The organism is Roseivivax marinus (genome assembly GCF_900109705.1).
Lineage (GTDB): Bacteria > Pseudomonadota > Alphaproteobacteria > Rhodobacterales > Rhodobacteraceae > Roseivivax > Roseivivax marinus.
Genome location: NZ_FOAI01000007.1, coordinates 175,020 through 195,164, shown reverse-complemented (window position 1 = coordinate 195,164; position 20,145 = coordinate 175,020). Strand labels below are relative to the sequence as shown.

Here is a 20,145-nt window from a genome sequence, read left to right as displayed (position 1 = left end):
TCCTCGTGCGGGCCGGTTTGGGGCCCGGTGCCCCATTGGCCCCCGGTTCGGCCCGGAGGTCGCAATTCGTCGGCCGCGGCCGGGCGATCAGCCCGTGCGGCTGTTCATCTCCTCCGGTGCCAGGTCTGCCGAGCGGCGGCGCCAAGCCGAAACCGCGCTCCACACCAGCATCAGGGCCACGAGGCCGAGCACGACACCGCTGACGGGTCGCGCGAGGATCTCGGTGAAGTCGCCGCGGGCCAGAACCATCGCGCGACGGAAGTTCTGTTCGACCAGCGGGCCCAGCACGAAGCCCAGCAGGAGCGGCGCCGCGGGCAGCGCGAAGACCCTCAGGATATAGCCGAGCGCGCCGAACGCCATCACCACGACCACGTCGAAGGCGACGTAGCGGACGCTGTAGGCGCCGATGCAGACGAATATGATTATCGCGGGATACATCCAGTTGTAGGGGATCAGCAGGAGCCGGATCCAAAGCCCGATCAACGGCAGGTTCAGGATCACCAGCAGCAGGTTGCCGATCCAGAAGCTCATGATCAGGCCCCAGAACAGCGACGGTTGCTGGACGATCAGGTTCGGGCCCGGATTGATGCCGTGCACCATCAGGGCCCCGAGCATCAGCGCCATGGTGGCGCTGCCGGGAATGCCCAGCGTGAGCGTCGGGATGAAGGCGGTCTGGTCGGCGGCGTTGTTGGCCGTCTCGGGCGCGACGACACCCTCGATCGCGCCCTCGCCGAAGCGTTCGGGCGTCCTGGAGATACGCTTTTCGACGGCGTAGGCCATGACCGAGGCGATGGACGGTCCGGTGCCCGGCAGCGCCCCGAAGAACGAGCCGACCCAGGCCGAGCGGAACATCGGCATCCACGACCGTCCCCAGTCGTCTCGGGTCGGGATCATCGAGCGGAAGGTGACGTTCTTGGCGTCGACGCTGCCGGTGTCCACGTTCCGCACCGAGGCGATGATCTCGCCGATGCCGAAAAGGCCCATGGCCATCGCGCTGATGCCGAGGCCGTCGAGCAGGTCGAGATTCCCGAAGGTGAAGCGCGGCACGCCGCTTTGCGAGTCCATCCCGGTGGTCGCGACGAGCATCCCGAGGACCACCATCGACAGGCCCTTGATCGCCGAGGCGTTCGAGATCGTCGATGCCGCCACGAGGCCAAGCACCATGAGCGAGAAATACTCGGCCGGGCCGAAAGCCAGGGCGTACTTGGCGATGATCGGCGAGAACATCGTCAGGATGATGATTCCGAACGAGCCACCGAGGAACGATGCCACGGTCGTCATCAACAGCGCGACGCCCGCCCGGCCCTGCCGTGACATCGGATAGCCGTCGAGACAGGTCACCGCCGCCGACGTCGCGCCGGGGATGTTCAGCAGGATCGCGGCGGTGCTGCCGCCATAGGTGGTCCCGTACCAGATCCCCGCCAGCATGATGAGCGCCGAGGTCGGATCGAGATGGAACGTCACCGGGAACAGCATCGAGATCGCCGCCAGCGGTCCGACGCCGGGGATCACGCCGACGAAGGTGCCGAGGAACACGCCGAGAAAGCAGTAGAGCAGGTTGACCGGCGAGACGGCGGTCTCGAGCCCGAGCGCGAGGTTTGCGAGCATGTCCATCAGAACGGCCAGTCGAAGGCTGGAATGGTCAGGCGCAGACCGGCGATGAAGATGAGCCAGGTCAGCGCGCTCAGGACGGTGCCGAGCACCAGCTTCGTCACCGGACGCACCCGCAGCTCGGCGAGGCAAGCGATGACGCTGGCGCTGAACACCGACGGGATCAGCCCGAACGGTTCGATCATAAGGGCGAAGACGGAGATGCTGACGAGGATGATGACCGGCGTCAGGATGCGGGCGTCGACCGGGTAGCCCCTGCGGGTGGCGCCGCCGAGGGCGATCCCCAGGCCGCCCAGTGCCAGCAGTACGCCCAGCGCGGTGGGGAACATGCCCGGCCCCATGCTGGTGACCGTTCCGAGCCGGTAATGCGCCAGCGAGTAGAGCCCGGAAGCCGCTCCGAAGGCAGCGACGAGCAGCCCTCCCGCTATGTCGCGGTAGTCCCGATCAAGCACGATGTCCTCCTCCCAGCGGGCTCCGTCAGGGCGGAACCACACCGACGATAGTCCCGGCATGTCCGGGCCGGTTCAACTTTCAATCCCGCATGTCAGCCTAACCAACCGTTTGTCTCGGGCGCCGCCGGAAGCGGCTTGCCCCGCGCCGTGTCAGGCGCCACAACAGGCTCATGCAGAACGATCTTTCCGCCGACGGCTGGCGCTTCGAGCCCTGCGAGGGCTTCATCGAACACGTGGGCGGCCTCTGGCGGCGCGAAGTCGAGGGCGCGCGCCAGTTCGCCTTCATCGGCGTCGACTGCCACATGAACCGCAACGGCGTGGTGCATGGCGGGATGCTCATGACCTTCGCCGACCGCGCCTTCGGCTTCACCGCGCGAGAGGCCGCGGACGCGTTACGCTCGGCCACCGTCAGCCTGTCGCACCAGTTCGCCGCGCCGATGCCGATCGGGGCCGTTGCGACGATCGAGCCCAGGATCACCCGGCTGACCGGGCAGATGGCGTTCCTGTCCGGGACGGTCATGGCCGACGGGGTGCCGGTGCTCGAGGCGCACGGCGTCTGGAAAATCTGGCGCGGCTGACCGCGTCCCAAAGCGACGCCGGCGCCGACTGCGGGCCTTTCTAGTCGCAGCGTACGCTCATGCCGCCGTCCACCACGATCTCGGTGCCGGTAACGAAGCGCGCTTCGTCCGAGGCCAGGAATAGCGCGGCGTTGGCGGTGTCGCGCCCGTCCCCCATCCAGCCCAGCGGAATGCGCCGCACCCGCGAGGCCAGAAGCGCGTCCACGTCCCCGTCCATGCGCTGGCCGGCGAGCCGGGTCTCGACCATCGGCGTGTGCAACTGCCCCGGCACCACAGTGTTCACCCTGACGCCCTTCGGCGCGAACTCCACCGCCGTTACGCGAGAGAACTGGATGATCGCCGCCTTGGACGAGGCATAAGCCGCCTGCGCGGCGCCGGTCCAGCGCATCCCCGAGGTCGACGACGTGTTGACGATCGCGCCGGCCCCTGCTTCGGCCATGTGCGGCAGCACCGAGCGGCAGGTCAGGTAGACGCTCTTGAGATTGAAGTCGAGCTGCCGGTCCCAGGTTTCCTCGTCCATGTCCACGGGGCCGCCCTTCGCCGACCCGCCGACATTGTTCACGAGGATATCCACGCCGCCAAAGTGCGCGCGGCAGGCGTCCACCATCGCCTCTACGGACGCGCGGTCGGTGACATCGCAAAGATGCGGCTCGACCTCGCAGCCGGCCTCTCGCACTCGGTGCAGCGTCTCGTCCATAGTGTCGGCCTTGAGGTCCACGGCGAAAATGCGGGCGCCCTCCTGCGCGAAGCGTACACAGGTGGCGCGGCCATTGCCCCAGCCCGGACCGACGCAGCCGGCGCCGGTGACGATGGCGATCTTGCCCTCCAGACGCCCCGCCATCAGGCCCCCTCCCCGAACCGGTAGAGGCGCGTCGGGTTGTCCACCAGCATTGCCTGCCGCAGCTCGCGCGTCGGCGCGATCTCGGGGATCAGGTCGAAGAGGTCTCCATCGTCCGGCGGATCGGTGCGGTAGTTCGGATGCGGCCAGTCGGTGCCCCAAACGATTTTGTCCGGGATGCGCTCGGCGACCTCGCGGGTCAGCGGCACCGCGTCGGCGTAGGGCGGCTCGGTGCGCGAGGCGCGTTCGGTGCCCGACACCTTGCACCAGACATGCGGCCGGTCGATGAGGCGCAGCAGCGCCTGGAAATGCGCGTGCTCGCGTCCTTTCGAGGCGTCCACTCGCCCGATGTGATCGATCACCACGGGGATCGGCATCTCCGACAGGACCGGGGCCATCTCCTCGATCATCGCGGATTCCATGTGGATCTGAAGGTGCATCCCGTGGGCGTCGAGACGCGGCGCCAGCGCGCGCAGGTCGTCATCCGACGCGCCTGGTGCGAGGTGAGCCATGTAATTGTATCGAATGGCCCGGACGCCGGCCTCGGCGAACTCGGCAAGGTCCGCGTCCGGGATATCAGGCGGTGCCAGCGCCACCCCGAGATAGCTCCCGGGCCGCGCCGCCATGGCATCGAGCATCGCGCGGTTGTCGAAGCCGTGGGTGCCCGACTGCACGATCACGCATCGGTCGATCCCCATGCGGTCGTGCAGCGCGAAAAGCTCCTCCTTCGGAGCGTCGGCAGGCGCGAGCTTGCTTTCCGGCGCGAAGGGAAACTTCTCGGCCGGGCCGAAGACGTGACAGTGGCAGTCGGTCGCCCCGTCAGGCAGGTCGACGCGCGTCTGCCGCGGATTCGGTTTCCAGGTCAGCGGGCGCTCAGTCATCTGTCAGCTCCGGTTCTGTGCCTTCCGGCGGCGAGACCCGGAAGATGTTGATCGTCAGCGAAATCAGCGTGTAGTATCCCAGCAGGCCGACCAGATCGACGAGGCGCGCCTTGCCCAGCACCTGCGCGGCGCGGTCGTACAGCGCGTCGTCCACGCGCTTTTCCGTGTGCGCCGCCCAGGCAACTTCGTAGACGACGGCCTCTTCCAGATCGTGGAAATAGGGTTGCTGCATCGTCCGGATCGCTTCGACGATGTCCGGATCGAGACCGGCTTTCAGCGCGGGTGGTTTGTGGGCGAACCATTCGTATTCGGCGTCGAAGGCGCGCGCGGTCACGAGGATCGCCAATTCCGACAGGCGCGGATCGAGCGACGTGTCGTAGCGGCAGTAGCGTCCGAGGGCCTGCGCCGCGGAGGCCAGTTCGGGGCGGTGCAGCCAGACCGCCAGCGGCCCACGCACGCCGCCCCGGGGACCCGAGGCGATGGCGTCGTGGATCTCCTGCTGACGGGGCGAATAGCCGGAGGGATCGGGCGGGCCGAGGCGCTGCGGTGGCCAGGTCATGCAACACTCCTTGCTGTGTGTTCGAAGGCGGGGGTGGCTGCTGCGAAATCGTCGAGCCAGCGCGCCAGCCTTGGGTGCCCCGGGCGCCACGCGACCGGTTCGCGCCAGTCGAGGTAGCCGAGCGCCGCGGACAGCGTGATCGAGACGAGGTCGGCCCGATCCGCGGGGGGCGGCGACGTGTCGAAGACCGACAGCCCGCGCTCGACCTTGCCGCGCTGATGCGCGAGCCAGCGCTCACCCACGGGGGCGCCTTCCTGACGGAAGCGGCCCTCGTAGACCATCAGGAGTGCAGCGTCGGCGATGCCGTCGGCAAGCCGCGCGCGGGTCAGCACACGGAAGCGCGCCAGCCCCGCGCGAGGCGCCAGTCGTCCGCCCCCCGCCACGGCATCCAGGAGTTCGAGAATCACGGCGCTGTCGAAAACCGCTTCCTCCCCGATCAGGAGGCAGGGCATCTTGCCCAGCGGGTTCTGCGCCCGAAGCGTGTCGGAGGTATCGAGCGTGTCGGCGGCCTGACGTTCGATCCGGCCGGCGAGACCGAGGATTTCGGCCGCCATCCGCACCTTCCGGCCGAACGGCGAGGTCTCGGTCGAGCGAAGAACGACGCGCGTGCCGGGATCGTGCCAGAGGTCCTGCAGGTCGGTCATGGTCACATCCTCTCGGGCAGGAAGAGCGCGATCTGCGGCACGAGATACAGCAGGATCAGCATGGCAAAGCCCGCGAGGACGAAGGGCACGAGCCCCTTGAAGACGTCCTCGAGCCGCACCCGGCCGTCCGAAGCCGCCTGCACCACGAAACAGTTGATCCCCACGGGAGGCGTGACCGCCCCGATCTCGACCAGAAGCACCACGAAGATGCCGAACCAGATCGGGTCGAAACCGAGATCCATCATCACCGGGTGGGTGATCGGCAGGGTGATCGCCAGCAGAGCCGGCGCGTCCATCATCATGCCGAGCGACAGGTAGATCAGCGACACGAGCACCACGATCACCCAGGGCGCCACGTCGAGACCGGTCAGGAAGCCGCCGACTACGTTGGCCACGCCGGACAGCGCGAGGAACTTCGAGAACAGCAGCGCCGAGATCAGGATCGCAAAGATCATGGCCGAGGTGCGGATGGTCTCGAGCAGGGTCGCGGGCAGGTCGATGCCGCGCACGCCCTTGTGCCGGATCAGCGCGAGCACGAAGGTCAGCGCCGCGCCCACGGCCCCGGCCTCGGTCGGGGTGAACACCCCGGCATAGAGCCCCGTGACGATGCAGACGATGACCAGAACCAGCGGCCCCGCAAGCCGCAGCGACGACAGCTTTTCGCGCAGCGAATACTGTGTCGTGTCCACCGGCGCGAGGTCGGGCCGGCGCAACACCACGAGCCAGATGGTGACGCACAGGACGAAGGCGAAGACGATACCGGGAATGAAGCCTGCGACCAGCAGCGCGCCGATCGAGCTGTCGGTGAGGATGCCGTAGACCACGACCAGCGCCGAGGGCGGGATCATCACGGCGAGGGTTCCGGCTATGGCGATGGAGGCGGAGGCAAGGCTCTTGTCGTAACCGCGCGCCAGCATCTCGGGCAGCGCAAGCTTGGTGAAGACGGTCGCCGTGCCCACCGACGACCCCGACGCCGCGCCGAATGCCGCCGTGCCCATCGTGGTCGAGATCGCCAGCCCGCCGCGCAGACCGCCGAGCCACTTGGTGGTGGCCTCGAACAGGTCCTCGCCGAGGCCCGCGCGCATGGCGAAGAAGCCCATGAGCAGGAACAGCGGGATCACCGAGAAATGGAAGGAATGGGTGGTCTCGAAGAACACCGTGGACAGAAGCGACGTGGCCGCCCCGAACCCCACCAGTGCGGCGAGGCCGAAGGCCCCCACAAGGCCGAGGACCACCATGACGTTCACGCCCATCAGGATGCCCGCGAAAAGGCAGGCGGTGCCGATGGCGCCGATCACGAGGTTGCTCATGGCTCCACCTCGTCACCATGCGCGTCGGCCAACCGCCCGCCCAGCGCGAGGGTCAGCGCATCCAGCAGGAACTGCACGGTCAGCAGCACCATCCCGAAGAAGATGGCGAAGCGCACCGGGGCGAGAGGATACCGGATCGAGCCGCGCTCGATCTCGTTGATCGCGACGGACTTGGCAAAGGCGGTCCAGCCGGCCTTGGGGGCCCAGGCGAACAGCACGGCCCCCGCCAGCATCGCGATGATGCCAAGGACGCGCTGGACCGGCTCGGGCAGCGACTGCGTCAGGACAACGACCCGGATATGGCCGCCGTGGAACTGCGTCAGCGCCAGCGACAGGAAGATGATGAGCGGCAGAGCGCCTTCGGTCAGCTCGAACGTGCCGGGGACGGTCGAGTTGAACAGGTAGCGCAGGACGACGTTCGTCACGACCAGGCACATGACCGCAAAGGTCATCAGGCCGGCGAACAGGCCGCACAATTTAAGAAAACGGCCGTAGAGGGACCGCACCCGCATGAGCGTGGACATGGATCGGCTCCGGTGGAATTCAGGGGACGGGCCGCGCCGCACGCGGCCCGTCGCAAGACGGTCGGAGCTCAGAACTGAAGTTCGGAAACGATCTCATCCACGGGCAGGCCGGCCTCTTCGGCCTTCGCGATCCACTCGTCCCGGACCGCCTGCACCTGCGGGTCGTCCACAGTGCCGTCAGGTCCTCTTCGGGGAAGTCGATCACCTCGACCCCCATCTCGCCCTGCCACAGCTCGAGCACGCGGGCGCGGTCCTCTTCCAGGACGCGGGCGTATTCCTGCAGGTAGTCGGCGCCCAGCTGGTCGACCACGGCGCGGGTTTCCTCGTCCATGCCCTGGTAGGTGTCGAGGTTCATCGCCAGCAGGTGCCCGAACGACGCACCAAGCGGCATGTCGATGTAGTACTTGGCGATTTCGTCGTACTTCCAGCCGCGTGCCAGGGCCGGTCCGATCGGCGTGCAGTCGACGACCGAGCGCTCGAGCGCCTCGTAGGTTTCGGCGGTGGTGATCGACACCGGCGTCGCGCCCATCGCCTCGATCAGTGCCGGATAGGCGAACCCGTAGGAACGGATGCGCTTGCCCTCGAGATCTTCGATCCCCTCCACCGGCTCACGGCAGAGCATGCCGTAGGTCTCGAGCGGGCGGAAACCCATCGCGTGCAGGTTCTGACTCTCGAGCTCTTCCGAGAACTGCGGGTACTCCTCGTGCCAGCGCTCCATCGCCTCGCCCACCTCGAGCGTGCCCATCGGTTGGGGGATGAAGAAGCCCACCGCGTTGTTGAGCGGCATGGCGTCTGGGAAATAGGGGGTGATGATGTCGCCGAAGTCGCCGACGCCGTTGGCCAGCGCCTCGGGGATCTCGCCCGTCGCGGCGACCGAGCCGCCCCAGAACACCTCGATCTGGTGCTCGCCGTCGGTGCGGGCCTCGAACTCGTCCACCAGCCACTGGGTCGTGCGCGCCTGCGCGTCCCCCGCACCCTGCGGCTTGAACGTGATCCAAGTGAACGTCTCGGCGGATGCGCTCGCGGCGGTGAGGCCAAGCACGGCCACCGCGCCGAGCAGAATCTGTCGGGTCATGATGTCTCCTCCTCGAAGCGCCCGGCTCCCATCCGGGCGTCTCGGGGAAGGATGACGCGCCGGCACCCATGCCACAAATATTGATTTTGTATCATTGCGATGCCGCGCGGGCATGGCGTCAACGCCAGACGCCGCGCTCCGCGAGATCGGTGACCACATCGTAGATCGCATCCTCGACCACCGAGATCGCCATCTTGCGGCGCTGATCCTCACGCGTCGCGACGCACAGCTCCCACTCGATTACCGGGTCGCGGACAGGACGCGCCGACAGCGTGCCCTGGTGAATCTCGGTCATCACCGCCCCTTGCGTCAGCAGCGAGTAGCCGTGCCCGCCGCGCAGGAGCGCCTTGAGATGCCAGACCCCGTCCACGCGCTGAACCACGTTGAGGTCGATGCCGCGGGCATCCGCTTCCCGGTCCACCAGCACCCGCAGGTAATTCGGCCGCGGCGGCATGATGAGCGGAAATTGTGCCGCTTCGGCAAGGGTATAGGACGTGGCCGCCAGCGCCTCGGGCGGCCCGATCAGGTGCAGGCTCTCACGAAGCAGTTCGCGGCGATGGATGTCGCTGCGGTCGGGTGGCTCGTGCATCACCGCGACGCCGATTTCGCCGGCAAGGATCGCGCGCTCCAGCTCCCGGCTGAAGCCTTCGACGAAGCGCAGCTCCAGCTCGGGATAGTCTCGGCGAACGCGGGCCAGAAGCGGAGGCAGGATGAACTCGCCCGGCGTGGGCGGCATTCCCACGACCACCAGCCCGCGAGGCACCGCCGCGTGGGTCGTCACGTCGCGATAGGTCTGCGCGAGCTGGCCGAAGATGGCCGTGGTGCGTTCGAGCAGGATTTCCCCTGCCTCGGTCAACTCGACCCCGCGCGGCATCCGGGTGAAGACCGGCACGCCGAGATCGTCCTCGAGCGCCGCGATCTGGCGACTGAGCGCCGGCTGCGCGACCCGCAGGCGTCCCGCAGCACGGGTTAAGCTCTTTTCCTCGGCCACGCACACGAAGTAGCGCAGCGAGCGCATCGGCGGGTGCCAGTCCTGATCACTGAATTTCTTTGACACGCGCCCCCTCCCCTCGCATCACGGACGGACCGCCCGCGGCAGACGGCGCGCGGGGCCCCGGGGGCCCCGCCGCTGGATCAGAAGTCGAGGTTCTCGACCGACAGCGCGTTCTGCTGGATGAACTCGCGGCGCGGTTCGACCACGTCGCCCATGAGCTTGGTGAAGAGATCGTCGGCCTCGGCCACGTCGTCCACGGTCACGCGCAGGAGCGTGCGGGCGTCCGGATCCAGCGTGGTCTCCCACAGCTGGTCGGGGTTCATCTCGCCCAGGCCCTTATAGCGCTGGAGCTGGTTGCCCTTCACGCCCTCTTCGAGGATCGCGTCAAGCAGCGACAGCGGGCCGTAGATATGCTGGCGGCGCTCCTTGCGCTGCAGGAAGGCCGGACGTTCGTAGACCGCCCTGAGTGCGTCGGTGAACGAACCGGTGCGGCGTGCCTCGCCCGAGCGGAGCATGGTGCCGTCAAGGGTGCGCACCTCTTCCACGCCGCGCAGGATCCGCGCGAGGCGGATGCCGCGATCCTGGGTGATGCGCCCCTGCCAGCCCTTTTCGTATTCCAGCGCGATCAGGTCGAGACGCTCGGCCACGCGGTCGGCCACGCCCTGCAGGTCGCTGTCGACGGCCCCCGGTACGAAGGCGCCCGCGATCGCCGCCTGTTCGAGGATGTGGCGGGGATAGTGCGTCGGGAAGGCATCCAGAACGCGCTTGAGCTGTCGCGCCTCGTCGACCACGCGCACGAGGTCCTGGCCGGTGATCTCTTCTCCGTTACCCTGCACGAGCAGGGCTCCGTCGACGCCCTGCTGGATCAGGTAATCGTCCAGCGCTGTCTGGTCCTTGAGGTAGACCTCGGACTTGCCGCGCGTGACTTTGTAGAGCGGCGGCTGCGCGATGTAGAGATAGCCTTCCTCGATCAACTTCGGCATCTGGCGGTAGAAGAACGTGAGCAGCAGCGTCCGGATGTGCGCGCCGTCCACGTCAGCGTCCGTCATCAGGACGATCTTGTGATAGCGCAGCTTGTCGATGTTGAACTCGTCGCGACCGATCCCGGTGCCGAGCGCCATCACCAGGTTCCCGATTTCCTGGCTCGACAGCATCCGGTCGAAGCGCGCGCGCTCGACGTTGAGGATCTTGCCCTTCAGCGGCAGGATCGCCTGGGTGCCACGGTCGCGGCCGGTCTGGGCCGAGCCGCCGGCGGAATCACCCTCGACGATGAAGAGCTCGGTCTTGGACGGGTCCTTCTCGGAGCAGTCCTTGAGCTTTCCGGCGAGGTAATTGACGTCCATCGCGGTTTTCCGGCGGGTCAGCTCGCGCGCCTTGCGCGCGGCCTCGCGGGCCAGCGCCGCCTCGACGATCTTGCCGACGATGATCTTGGCCTCCGCGGGGTTCTCCTCGAACCACTCGGACAGCTTCTCGTTCATCAGGCCCTCGACCGCCGGGCGCACCTCGGACGACACCAGCTTGTCCTTGGTCTGGGACGAGAACTTGGGGTCCGGCACCTTCACCGACAAAACGCAGGTCAGGCCCTCGCGCGCGTCGTCGCCACTGAACGAGACCTTCTCCTTCTTGGCAATGCCGCTGTCGGTGGCGTAGCGAGTGATGGTGCGGGTCAGAGCACCGCGGAAGCCCGCCATGTGCGTGCCGCCGTCGCGCTGCGGGATGTTGTTGGTGAACGGCAGCACCATCTCGTTGTAGCTGTCGTTCCACCACATCGCGACCTCGACGCCGATGCCGTCGCGCTCGCCGGTCATGTAGATCGGCTCGGGCATCACCGAGGTCTTGGAGCGGTCGAGATACTTCACGAACTCTTTCACGCCGCCCTCGTAGAACAGCTCGGAGCTCAGTGGCTCGGCGGGGCGTTCGTCCTTCAGCAGGATGCGCACCCCGGAGTTCAGGAAGGCGAGCTCGCGCAGGCGCTTTTCAAGAACGTGGAAGTCGTAGTCGAGGTTCGAGAACGTGTCCGTGGAGGCGAGGAAGCGGACCTGCGTGCCCTGCTGTCCCTCGGCATCACCGACGTCCTTGAGATGCTCGGCGGTCTCGCCGCGCTCGAACCGGGCGACGTGCTCGCGGCCGTTGCGCCAGATGCGAAGCTCGAGCCAGTCGGACAGTGCGTTGACCACCGACACGCCCACGCCGTGCAGACCGCCGGAGACCTTGTAGGAGTTCTGGTCGAACTTACCGCCGGCGTGGAGCTGGGTCATGATGACCTCGGCCGCGGAAACGCCCTCTTCCTCGTGGATGTCGACCGGAATGCCGCGGCCGTTGTCGGTCACCGACACGCTGGAATCCGCGTGGATCGTGACCGTCACGCGGGTCGCATGGCCGGCCAGAGCCTCGTCGATGCCGTTATCGACAACCTCGTACACCATGTGGTGCAGGCCCGAGCCGTCGTCGGTGTCGCCGATATACATGCCGGGCCGTTTGCGAACAGCCTCCAACCCCTTGAGAACCTTGATGGATCCCGCGCCGTATTCCTCGGCGTTCTGAGCGTTCTCGGACATGACATTCCTTCGTTTGCGATTGCCCGAAACATACCCGTCACGCGCACCAATGTCACGCAAGCGACACAAGATTTTGTGGCGCGCGGCCGATGCTCACGCAGGTAGGAGCGGAGTTGCCGGCCCCGTCAGAGAAACGGGATGGCGAGACCCACCGCGATCAGGGCCAGCCCTGCGCCTCGGTTCATCCGCCGCACCGCACCGGGCGAGGACAGCAGCCGCCGCGCCCGGTCGATGAAGAGCGCGAGCGTCAGGTTTCCAAGCAGCGGGATCACCGCCGAGAGCGACGCAATCGCCGCCATGTCGCGCCAGCCGAGACCGGCCAGATCGAAGAAGCCCGGCAGCATCCCCATGTAGAACAGGATCGCCTTGGGGTTCCCAAGGATCGCCGCGAGGCCCGCGACGAACCCCGCCCACAGGCCGGGCCGGGTCAGGCGGCTGTCGGCGGCCAACGTCTTGTCGGCGTTGCGCAGGATGAGGACGCCCATGACGAGGAACGTCACACAGGCGACCCAGCGCAGCGCCGTCATCACGCCGGCATAGGTATCCACGATCCACGTCACCCCGAGGATCGCGAGGAACGGCCAGACCACGTCGCCCACCACCACGCCCAGGGCCAGGGGCCACGCTGCGCGGAAGCCGCCCGAAAGCGTGCGCGCCGTCATCGCCACCCAGACCGGTCCCGGCGTGAGGAACAGGATCAGGAGCGCACCGGCGTAAAGCGACAGTTGTCCGACGGTCACGCTCATGCGTCCCGCACCTCCGATATGCCGTCGCTTTCCGTGACCTCGACGTGGCGGGCGCGATCTCCCCACTCGGCGAAGAGCTCCGGGCCGGTGCCGGTCATCCATGCCTGCGCGCCGAGCGCGGCGATCTCGTCATAGAGGGCTGCGCGCCGGTTCGCGTCGAGATGCGCGGCGACCTCGTCCAGGAGCAGGATCGGCGCGGCGCCGATCTCGTCCCGGAGCGCGCGGGCATTGGCGAGGATCAGCGAGATCAGAAGTGCCTTCTGCTCTCCGGTCGAGCTGTCGGCCGCATCGACGCCCTTCGCCGCGAAGGTGCCGCGCAGATCGGCGCGGTGCGGCCCGATAAGCGTGCGACCCGCCGCCATGTCACGGCCCCGCCCGTCGGCCAGCGCGGCAGCGAGCGCGTCCTCGCCCTCGGGCAGCGGCGCCTCGGTCGAGATCAGTTCCAGCGCGGCCACCGGAAAGGCCGTCCGTGCGCCTTGCTGAGCCACGTCGATCCGGTCGAGCGCGGCGCGCCGGTTGGCATCGATGCCGGTGCCGGCCCGGGCCATCTGCGCCTCGAGCGCGCGATACCACGCAGGGTCCCGCACCTGGTCCTTGAGCAGGCGGTTCCGGTCACGCATGGCCTTCTCGTAGGTCAGCGCGGCGTCGGCGTGACCCGGAAAGAACGACAGCGCCACCCTGTCGAGGAACCGCCGCCGCCCCTCGGCCCCCTCGATCCAGAGCCGGTCCATCGCCGGCACCAGCCACAGCACCCGCGCCAGCCGCCCGAGCGCCGTCTGCGGGGCGAGCTTGTCATCCACCCGAACCACGCGCGGGGCGCCGCCCTCGGACATGAACGTGACGTCATGTTCACCGTCGGGCGCGGACAGCGCGCCCGTGACTTTCCAACCCAGCGCCTCGGGTCGCCGCGCGATGTCCTGCGCGCTGGCGCGGCGCATCCCACGGCCGGGCGAAAACAGCGAGACTGCCTCGAGCAGGTTGGTCTTGCCCGCGCCGTTCGGCCCGTGGATCGCCACCGGCCGCGCGTCGAGATCGAGCGCGGCGCGCTTGTGCGAGCGGAAATGCGACAGGGTCAGCTGGGTCAGGTGCAGCGGCATGGGCGCGACTTAACGCGTGCATTCGGCCCCTGTGCAAGCAAAAGGCCCCGCTTTTGGCGGGGCCTGTCGTGGCAATCGACCGCGCTGCGGTGCGGTGTGCCTTCGCTCAGACCCGCATCGGCATGACGACGTAGACCGCGGAGGTGTCGGAGCCCTCGCGCATCAGGGTCGGATCGCCCGAGGAGTTGAACAGGAACACCGCGTTCTCGCGGTCCACCTGGCTCGCGATCTCGAGCAGATACTTCGCATTGAAGCCGATCTCGAGCCGGTCGTCGCCGTAGGCCACGGCCAGTTCTTCCTCGGCGTTGCCGCTGTCGGGTGCGTTGACCGACAGGACCAGCCTGTCCTCGTCGAGTTGCAGCTTCACGGCGCGCGAGCGCTCGGAGCTGACGGTTGCCACGCGATCCACCGCCTTGGCGAACTCGGTCGCGTCGACCTCGAGCCGCTTGGTGTTGTTCTGCGGAATGACGCGCGAGTAATCCGGGAAGGTGCCGTCGATGACCTTCGAGGTCAGCGTCAGGTCCGGCGTCGCGAAGCGCACCTTTGTCTCGGAAACCGAAACCGCGATGTCGGTGTCGTCGTCATCAAGCAGCTTGCGCAGCTCGCCCACGGTCTTGCGCGGCACGATCACGCCCGGCATGTCCTCCGCGCCCGCGGGAACCTCGGCGTCGATCCGGGCGAGGCGGTGGCCGTCTGTCGCCACGCAGCGCAACGCGCGGCCGTCCTCGGCCTCCGCGATGTGCATGTAGACCCCGTTCAGGTAGTAGCGCGTCTCTTCGGTCGAGATCGCGAACTTCGACTTGTCGAAGAGGCGGCGCAGGGTGCCGGCCTTGGCGCTGAAGTTCGCGGCGTATTCCGCCGACGCCATCACCGGGAAGTCCTCTTTCGGCAGGGTCGCGAGCGAGAAGTTCGAGCGCCCGGCCTCGACCGTCAGGCGGCCGGCCGCCGTATCCTCGGTCAGGGTGACCAGAGCGCCGTCGGGCAGTTTGCGGACGATCTCGTGCAGCAGCACCGCCGAGACGGTGGTGGCGCCAGCGCGCTCGACCTGCGCGACGGCCTTGTCGACGACCTCGATGTCCAGGTCGGTGGCGCGGAACTGCACGCCCTCTTTCTCGGCCTCGATCAGCACGTTGGCCAGGATCGGGATCGTGTTGCGCCGCTCGACGACTGACTGGGCCTGGCTCACGGCCTTGAGCAGCGTCGCCCGTTCCATGCTGAATTTCATCGACCAAATCCCTCCGCGGCCCGACGGGGCCCGCGCGCGGTTTGCCCGCACATCGACCGCCCCGTGGCGTGTTTCCCTGTTTTGTCCGTTTGTTTGGGCGGGGCGTCAAGGCCAGCGCGGCGGCTCCGGGCCGCCCACCGTGCCGAGTGTGACGAGACGGGCGCAGCCCGTCCCGCCCGGATACCCTCAGGCCTCGAGCGCCCGGCGCAGGATCTCGAGATCTTCTGCGATCTGCGCGTCGCTCTTTGCGAGCGCCTCGATCCGGTTCACCCCGTGCAGGACGGTGGTGTGGTCGCGCTTGCCGAAGCGGCGGCCGATCTCGGGCAGCGACTTCGCGGTCATCTTCTTCGACAGGTACATCGCGACCTGCCGCGGCCGCGCGAAAGCGCGGGTCCGGCGCGGGCCGATCATGTCCGACAGCCGGATGTTGTAGTGCTCGGCCACGCGACGCTGGATCTCCTCGATCGAAACCTTGCGCTCGTTGGCGCGCAGGACGTCGGTCAGGCATTCCTGCGTCATGCCGAGGTCGACGGGCTTGCCGATCAGCGATGCGAAGGCGAACAGCCGGGTCAGCGCACCTTCAAGGACGCGGACGTTGGTGGAGATGCGGTGCGCGAGGAACTCGAGCACGCCGTCCTGCAGCGTCACGCCCGGATTGTAGGCCATCTGTTGCTCCACCTTGGTCTGGAGAATGCCCAGGCGCAGCTCGTAATCGGTCGGGTGCAGGTCGACCACGAGGCCCGACTGCAGGCGCGACCGGATGCGGTTCTCGAGATCCTTGATCTCGTCGGGGGCGCGGTCCGCCGAGATAACGACCTGCTTGTTCTGGTCCACCAGCGCATTGAACGTATGGAAGAACTCTTCCTGCGTGGAATCCTTGCCCGAGATGAACTGAACGTCGTCGACCATGAGCACGTCGACCGAGCGGAAGATCGACTTGAAGTCCATCATGCGGCGGTCGCGCAGGGCCTGAACGAAGCGATACATGAACTGCTCAGCCGAAAGGTAGAGCACGTTCAGCTCCGGGTTCCTCTCACGCAGTTCCCAGGCGATGGCATGCATCAGGTGAGTCTTGCCGAGGCCGACGCCGCCATGAAGGAAGAGCGGGTTAAAGGTCACCCGGCCGCCCTCGGCCACGCGGCGCGCGGCGGCATGGGCGAGCTCGTTCGGCTTGCCGACGACGAAGCTGTCGAACTTGAAGCGCTGATCGAGCGGCGCGCCCGGAAGCAGGTCGGAGGAGGCCTGCGCCGGCGCAACGGCGGGCGAGGTCGGCGCTGCGGGGGTGGCGGGGGCGACGGCCGCGGCCGAGCGCGTCGGCTCGGAGGTCTCGTTGGCGCCCTGAACGACGCGGAAGTGGAGACGGCGGACGGAGTCGCCCGACAGCGCGTTCATCTGCGACAGCATCACGTCGCCGAAGTTCTGGGACACGTAGGTGCCGACGAAGTTGGTGGGCGCCCCGAAGGTCGCCACGCCGTTCTCGAGCCCGTCATAGCGCAGCGGCTCGATCCAGGCCTTGTAGTTGTTCTCGCCGATCGTCTCGCACAGAGTCTTGCGCAAGGCGCCCCATTGTTCTTGTGTCATGTGTCCCCGGTCCGTGCCATGTTCTGCTCTTGCCGCGACCCGCTCGCGACACGAAACACATTGCTCGGGGACGCAAGAACCGTCTCCGCTTCGCGCACGAAGCGGACGTGTTCCCGACTGTCGCTTGACCAAAGCTCGCCGGCCGCCCGCACTGATGCGGACGCCACCGATTCTTCGGTTCACCACTATTACGGACAAGGCGGCAGCAGCAGCGTGCACTGTCGGACTTGGGTCGCAACCCCCGTATCCGACACCGCGCGACCAGTCATCGCATGGATGAGCGTGCCTGCGGACCGTGTCCCCCCAGAGCGAATGTGACTCGCCGGGACAAACTACCAAGACCGCCGGGTGCTTCAACTCAAACTGATCGTTGACTCAGGACTCCACCCCAAAAGAATCGCTGGCGGTGGACAAGAAAGACACACACGCAAAAAGGGCCCCACATATCGTGGGGCCCTTCAGAAATTTCGCTATATTTTGACGCTTACGCGCCGAGCGCTCTCACCCGCGACGACAGGCGCGACATCTTCCGCGCGGCCGTGTTCTTGTGAAAGACGCCTTTGGTGACGCCGCGCATCAGCTCGGGCTGAGCGGCGCGGAGAGCGGCCTGGGCGGCGTCCTTGTCGCCGGAAGCGATCGCTTCCTCGACTTTGCGGAGATAGGTGCGGATTCGCGAGCGGCGGGCCTTGTTGACCGCGTAACGGGTCTCGTTCTGGCGCGCGCGCTTCTTGGATTGTGCCGTGTTGGCCATGTGATCGGTCCTCGTCGTTCGAGTTCGGAATGTCGTCGCGCGAATGCACCACACTCCGGCTCGGGACGTCCGGAACGATTCTGGCCAGAGCGGGCCGCACGCGCATGTAAGGGGCGCGCTTACATCACCGCGCCCCACTTGCCAAGAGGGAATTGCCGCGGCGCGGCGGCTCAGCGGTCGCGGAACTGCGGTGCCCGCTTTTCGAGGAAGGCCCCCATGCCCTCCTTCTGATCCTCGCAGGCGAACATGGCGTGGAACAGGCGGCGTTCGAACAGCAGGCCCTCGGCCAGCGGCGTCTCGAAGGACCGGTTCACCGCCTCCTTCACCGCGCGCGATGTGATCATCGACTTCTCGGCGATCTTGCCCGCGGCGGCGAGCGCCTCTTCCATCAGGCTCTTGGCCGGGACCACACGGCTTACGATCCCCGCGCGCTCGGCCTCATTGGCATCCATGAAGCGGCCGGTCAGGTGCATGTCCATGCTCTTGGACTTGCCGACCGCGCGCGTCAGGCGCTGGGTGCCGCCGATACCGGCGACGACGCCGAGGTTGATCTCGGGCTGGCCGAACTTGGCGTTGTCGGCCGCGATGATGAAGTCGCACATCATCGCCAGCTCGCAGCCACCGCCGAGGGCATAGCCCGCCACGGCGGCGATCACCGGCTTGCGCACGTCCAGGATCGCAGTGGCCTCGTTGCCGAAGAGATCCTGCGTGAACACGTCGACGAAGGACTTCTCGGACATCTCCTTGATGTCGGCGCCCGCGGCAAAGGCCTTGGCCGAACCGGTGAGCACGATGCACCGCACCTTCTCGTTGGCGCTGGCATCCTTCAGAGCCGAGGCCAGCTCGCCCAGGAGCTGCGAATTCAACGCATTGAGCGCGTCCGGGCGGTTCAGCTTAATGACGGCGACGTGGTCTTCTACTTCGACGATGATCGTCTCATAGGCCATGTAACACGGCTCCGAATTGTAACGGTCAGGTTGGGAACGCTTATCACTTGTCCCCTGCCGATCAAGCTATCTTTGGCACCGCGCGCAGTAGAAGGACGACCGCCCCGACTGGACGATGCGTCGCACGGTGCCGTCGCAGCCGTCGCGGCGGCACGGCGCACCCTCGCGCCCATACACGTCGAAACTGTGCTGGAAATAACCCAGTTCGCCGTCCGCGCGGCGGTAGTCCCGCAACGACGATCCCCCCGCTGCGATTGCATCCGACAGGACGTCGCGGATCGCCGGCACCAGAGACGCCCGGCGCCGTGCCGAAAGCCGCCCGGCCCTGCGCGCGGGGTGGATCCCCGTGCGGAACAGCGCCTCGCACACATAGATATTGCCCAGCCCCGCGACGATCTTCTGGTCGAGCAGCGCCGACTTGATCGGCGTGTTCCGGCCCTCGAGCGCCGCGACGAGATGCGGCTCGGAGAACGCGTTGCCCAGCGGTTCGGGCCCGAGCGCGGCCAGCAGGGGATGCGCGTCCCGCCCCGCGCTCTCCATCAGGTCCATCGCGCCGAAGCGGCGGGGGTCGTTGAAGGTGACGCGCGCCCCGCCCTCCATGTCGAATACCACGTGGTCGTGCTTTTCCGGCGCGGGATGATCGTGAACGAAGTGGCCCAGAGGATCGCCGGAGACGAGGATGCGCCCCGACATGCCGAGATGCATGAGCAGCGTCTCGCCGGTGTCGAGCGCGGCAAGCAGGTATTTCGAGCGCCGCTCCAGCCTCTCGATCCGCGCTCCGGTCAGGCGCTCGGCCATGCGCGGCGGGAACGGCCAGCGCAGATCCGGCCGATTGACCCTTGCCTTTTCGATGCGCGCGCCCTCCATCACCGGCAGGAGACCGCGGCGGACCGTTTCGACTTCGGGCAGTTCGGGCATGGGCGGCGGGGCTCCGTAGGTATAGGTCTGCCGGGCCGGCGCGTTGTGCGCGCGCCCCGGCGCCCTATAAGAAGGCAGAGCGCGCAGAGACGACAAGGGCCATGACCGACAACACCGAACGAACCACGCATTTCGGCTTCGAGGACATTCCCGAGGCCGACAAGGCCGGACGGGTCCGGGGTGTCTTCACCTCGGTCGCCTCGCGCTACGACCTGATGAACGACGCCATGTCGCTGGGCATCCACCGGCTGTGGAAGGATGCGATGATGGACTGGCTCGCACCGCGGCGCGGACAGCGCCTGCTGGACGTCGCGGGCGGCACCGGCGACATCTCGTTCCGCTTCCTCAGGCGCGCGGGTTCGGGCCACGCGACGGTGCTGGACCTGACCGCCGGCATGCTCGAGGCCGGACGCCACCGGGCCGAGGCCGAGGCGATGTCGGGGATGCTCGACTGGGTGGTTGGCGACGCGATGGCGCTGCCCTTCCCCGACAACAGCTTCGACGTCTACACGATCAGTTTCGGCATCCGGAACGTCACCCGCCCCGAAGTGGCACTGGCCGAGGCGTTCCGCGTGTTGCGGCCGGGCGGCCGGCTAATGGTGCTGGAGTTCAGCCAGGTGCCTAACCCGGCGCTGGCATGGGCCTACGACCGCTATTCGTTCAACCTGATTCCGGCGATGGGCCAGGCGCTGGCGGGCGACCGCGACAGCTACCAGTATCTCGTCGAATCGATCCGTCGCTTTCCGGATCAGGAGACGTTCCTAGGCATGATCGAGGGCGTGGGCTTCGAACAGGCCCGCTACCGCAACCTGTCCATGGGCATCGCCTGCCTGCATTCGGCCTGGAAGATCTGAGA

General features: G+C 67.3%; 20 protein-coding genes. 2 read left to right on the top strand and 18 right to left on the bottom strand.

Features of this window, described 5'->3' with window-relative positions; genetic code table 11:
* Nucleotides 1-87: 87 nt before the first annotated feature.
* Nucleotides 88-1,614: a tripartite tricarboxylate transporter permease gene (locus BMX29_RS10975; protein ID WP_043845036.1), complete on the bottom strand. Its 1,527-nt coding sequence runs from the start codon at nucleotides 1,612-1,614 to the stop codon at nucleotides 88-90.
* Complete coding sequence (locus tag BMX29_RS10970) at nucleotides 1,614-2,063, bottom strand: tripartite tricarboxylate transporter TctB family protein (RefSeq protein ID WP_092812781.1); 450 nt, start codon at nucleotides 2,061-2,063, stop codon at nucleotides 1,614-1,616. Before BMX29_RS10970 ends, BMX29_RS10975 begins: the two co-directional genes overlap by 1 nt.
* 170 nt (nucleotides 2,064-2,233) lie before the next feature.
* Here BMX29_RS10970 and BMX29_RS10965 point away from each other — a divergent pair, with 170 nt between their 5' ends.
* Complete coding sequence (locus BMX29_RS10965) at nucleotides 2,234-2,641, top strand: PaaI family thioesterase (RefSeq protein ID WP_043845037.1); 408 nt, start codon at nucleotides 2,234-2,236, stop codon at nucleotides 2,639-2,641.
* Between the two features lie 40 nt (nucleotides 2,642-2,681).
* Here BMX29_RS10965 and BMX29_RS10960 read toward each other — a convergent pair whose 3' ends face one another.
* From BMX29_RS10960 to mutM, 16 genes are all read right to left on the bottom strand, one after another.
* A complete protein-coding gene (locus tag BMX29_RS10960; RefSeq protein WP_092812680.1) occupies nucleotides 2,682-3,482 on the bottom strand; it encodes an SDR family NAD(P)-dependent oxidoreductase in 801 nt (266 codons plus the stop codon).
* Nucleotides 3,482-4,360, bottom strand: coding sequence for an amidohydrolase family protein (locus BMX29_RS10955; protein WP_092812677.1), 879 nt, complete (start codon nucleotides 4,358-4,360; stop codon nucleotides 3,482-3,484). Before BMX29_RS10955 ends, BMX29_RS10960 begins: the two co-directional genes overlap by 1 nt.
* Nucleotides 4,353-4,919 (bottom strand): carboxymuconolactone decarboxylase family protein, encoded by a 567-nt coding sequence (locus BMX29_RS10950; RefSeq protein ID WP_092812674.1) that lies wholly within the window; start codon nucleotides 4,917-4,919, stop codon nucleotides 4,353-4,355. Before BMX29_RS10950 ends, BMX29_RS10955 begins: the two co-directional genes overlap by 8 nt.
* Entirely contained in the window at nucleotides 4,916-5,563 is a 648-nt protein-coding gene (locus BMX29_RS10945) for a glutathione S-transferase family protein (protein WP_092812671.1), read from the bottom strand. The genes BMX29_RS10950 and BMX29_RS10945 overlap by 4 nt, the downstream gene beginning before the upstream one ends.
* 2 nt (nucleotides 5,564-5,565) lie before the next feature.
* Nucleotides 5,566-6,873 carry a TRAP transporter large permease gene (locus BMX29_RS10940; RefSeq protein ID WP_092812668.1) on the bottom strand — a complete coding sequence of 436 codons (1,308 nt, stop codon included), beginning with the start codon at nucleotides 6,871-6,873 and terminating at the stop codon, nucleotides 5,566-5,568.
* Nucleotides 6,870-7,397, bottom strand: a complete 528-nt coding sequence (locus BMX29_RS10935) for a TRAP transporter small permease subunit (RefSeq protein WP_092812665.1) — start codon at nucleotides 7,395-7,397, stop codon at nucleotides 6,870-6,872. The genes BMX29_RS10940 and BMX29_RS10935 overlap by 4 nt, the downstream gene beginning before the upstream one ends.
* 19 nt (nucleotides 7,398-7,416) lie before the next feature.
* Nucleotides 7,417-8,472, bottom strand: coding sequence for a TRAP transporter substrate-binding protein DctP (dctP, locus tag BMX29_RS10930; RefSeq protein ID WP_175471176.1), 1,056 nt, complete (start codon nucleotides 8,470-8,472; stop codon nucleotides 7,417-7,419).
* 118 nt (nucleotides 8,473-8,590) lie between these two features.
* On the bottom strand, nucleotides 8,591-9,529 hold the full coding sequence (locus BMX29_RS10925) for a LysR family transcriptional regulator (protein WP_139196983.1): 939 nt from the start codon (nucleotides 9,527-9,529) through the stop codon (nucleotides 8,591-8,593).
* A 77-nt stretch (nucleotides 9,530-9,606) separates the two neighbouring features.
* Nucleotides 9,607-12,024, bottom strand: coding sequence for a DNA topoisomerase (ATP-hydrolyzing) subunit B (gene gyrB / locus BMX29_RS10920; RefSeq protein WP_043845046.1), 2,418 nt, complete (start codon nucleotides 12,022-12,024; stop codon nucleotides 9,607-9,609).
* 125 nt (nucleotides 12,025-12,149) lie between these two features.
* The gene (locus BMX29_RS10915; protein ID WP_092812656.1) at nucleotides 12,150-12,770 is read right to left on the bottom strand and encodes a LysE family translocator; all 621 of its coding nucleotides are present in this window, start codon (nucleotides 12,768-12,770) and stop codon (nucleotides 12,150-12,152) included.
* Nucleotides 12,767-13,867, bottom strand: coding sequence for a DNA replication/repair protein RecF (recF, locus tag BMX29_RS10910; protein WP_092812653.1), 1,101 nt, complete (start codon nucleotides 13,865-13,867; stop codon nucleotides 12,767-12,769). The genes BMX29_RS10915 and recF overlap by 4 nt, the downstream gene beginning before the upstream one ends.
* 106 nt (nucleotides 13,868-13,973) lie before the next feature.
* Entirely contained in the window at nucleotides 13,974-15,092 is a 1,119-nt protein-coding gene (gene dnaN, locus BMX29_RS10905; protein WP_092812650.1) for a DNA polymerase III subunit beta, read from the bottom strand.
* A 186-nt stretch (nucleotides 15,093-15,278) separates the two neighbouring features.
* Nucleotides 15,279-16,673 carry a chromosomal replication initiator protein DnaA gene (gene dnaA, locus BMX29_RS10900; protein ID WP_043845052.1) on the bottom strand — a complete coding sequence of 465 codons (1,395 nt, stop codon included), beginning with the start codon at nucleotides 16,671-16,673 and terminating at the stop codon, nucleotides 15,279-15,281.
* 484 nt (nucleotides 16,674-17,157) lie between these two features.
* Nucleotides 17,158-17,424, bottom strand: coding sequence for a 30S ribosomal protein S20 (gene rpsT, locus BMX29_RS10895; RefSeq protein WP_092812647.1), 267 nt, complete (start codon nucleotides 17,422-17,424; stop codon nucleotides 17,158-17,160).
* Nucleotides 17,425-17,594: 170 nt separating this feature from the next.
* Nucleotides 17,595-18,371, bottom strand: a complete 777-nt coding sequence (locus BMX29_RS10890) for an enoyl-CoA hydratase (RefSeq protein ID WP_043845054.1) — start codon at nucleotides 18,369-18,371, stop codon at nucleotides 17,595-17,597.
* 66 nt (nucleotides 18,372-18,437) lie between these two features.
* Nucleotides 18,438-19,289, bottom strand: coding sequence for a bifunctional DNA-formamidopyrimidine glycosylase/DNA-(apurinic or apyrimidinic site) lyase (mutM, locus tag BMX29_RS10885; protein WP_043845056.1), 852 nt, complete (start codon nucleotides 19,287-19,289; stop codon nucleotides 18,438-18,440).
* A gap of 101 nt (nucleotides 19,290-19,390) precedes the next feature.
* Here mutM and ubiE point away from each other — a divergent pair, with 101 nt between their 5' ends.
* Nucleotides 19,391-20,143: a bifunctional demethylmenaquinone methyltransferase/2-methoxy-6-polyprenyl-1,4-benzoquinol methylase UbiE gene (ubiE, locus tag BMX29_RS10880; protein WP_043845058.1), complete on the top strand. Its 753-nt coding sequence runs from the start codon at nucleotides 19,391-19,393 to the stop codon at nucleotides 20,141-20,143.
* Nucleotides 20,144-20,145: the final 2 nt, after the last annotated feature.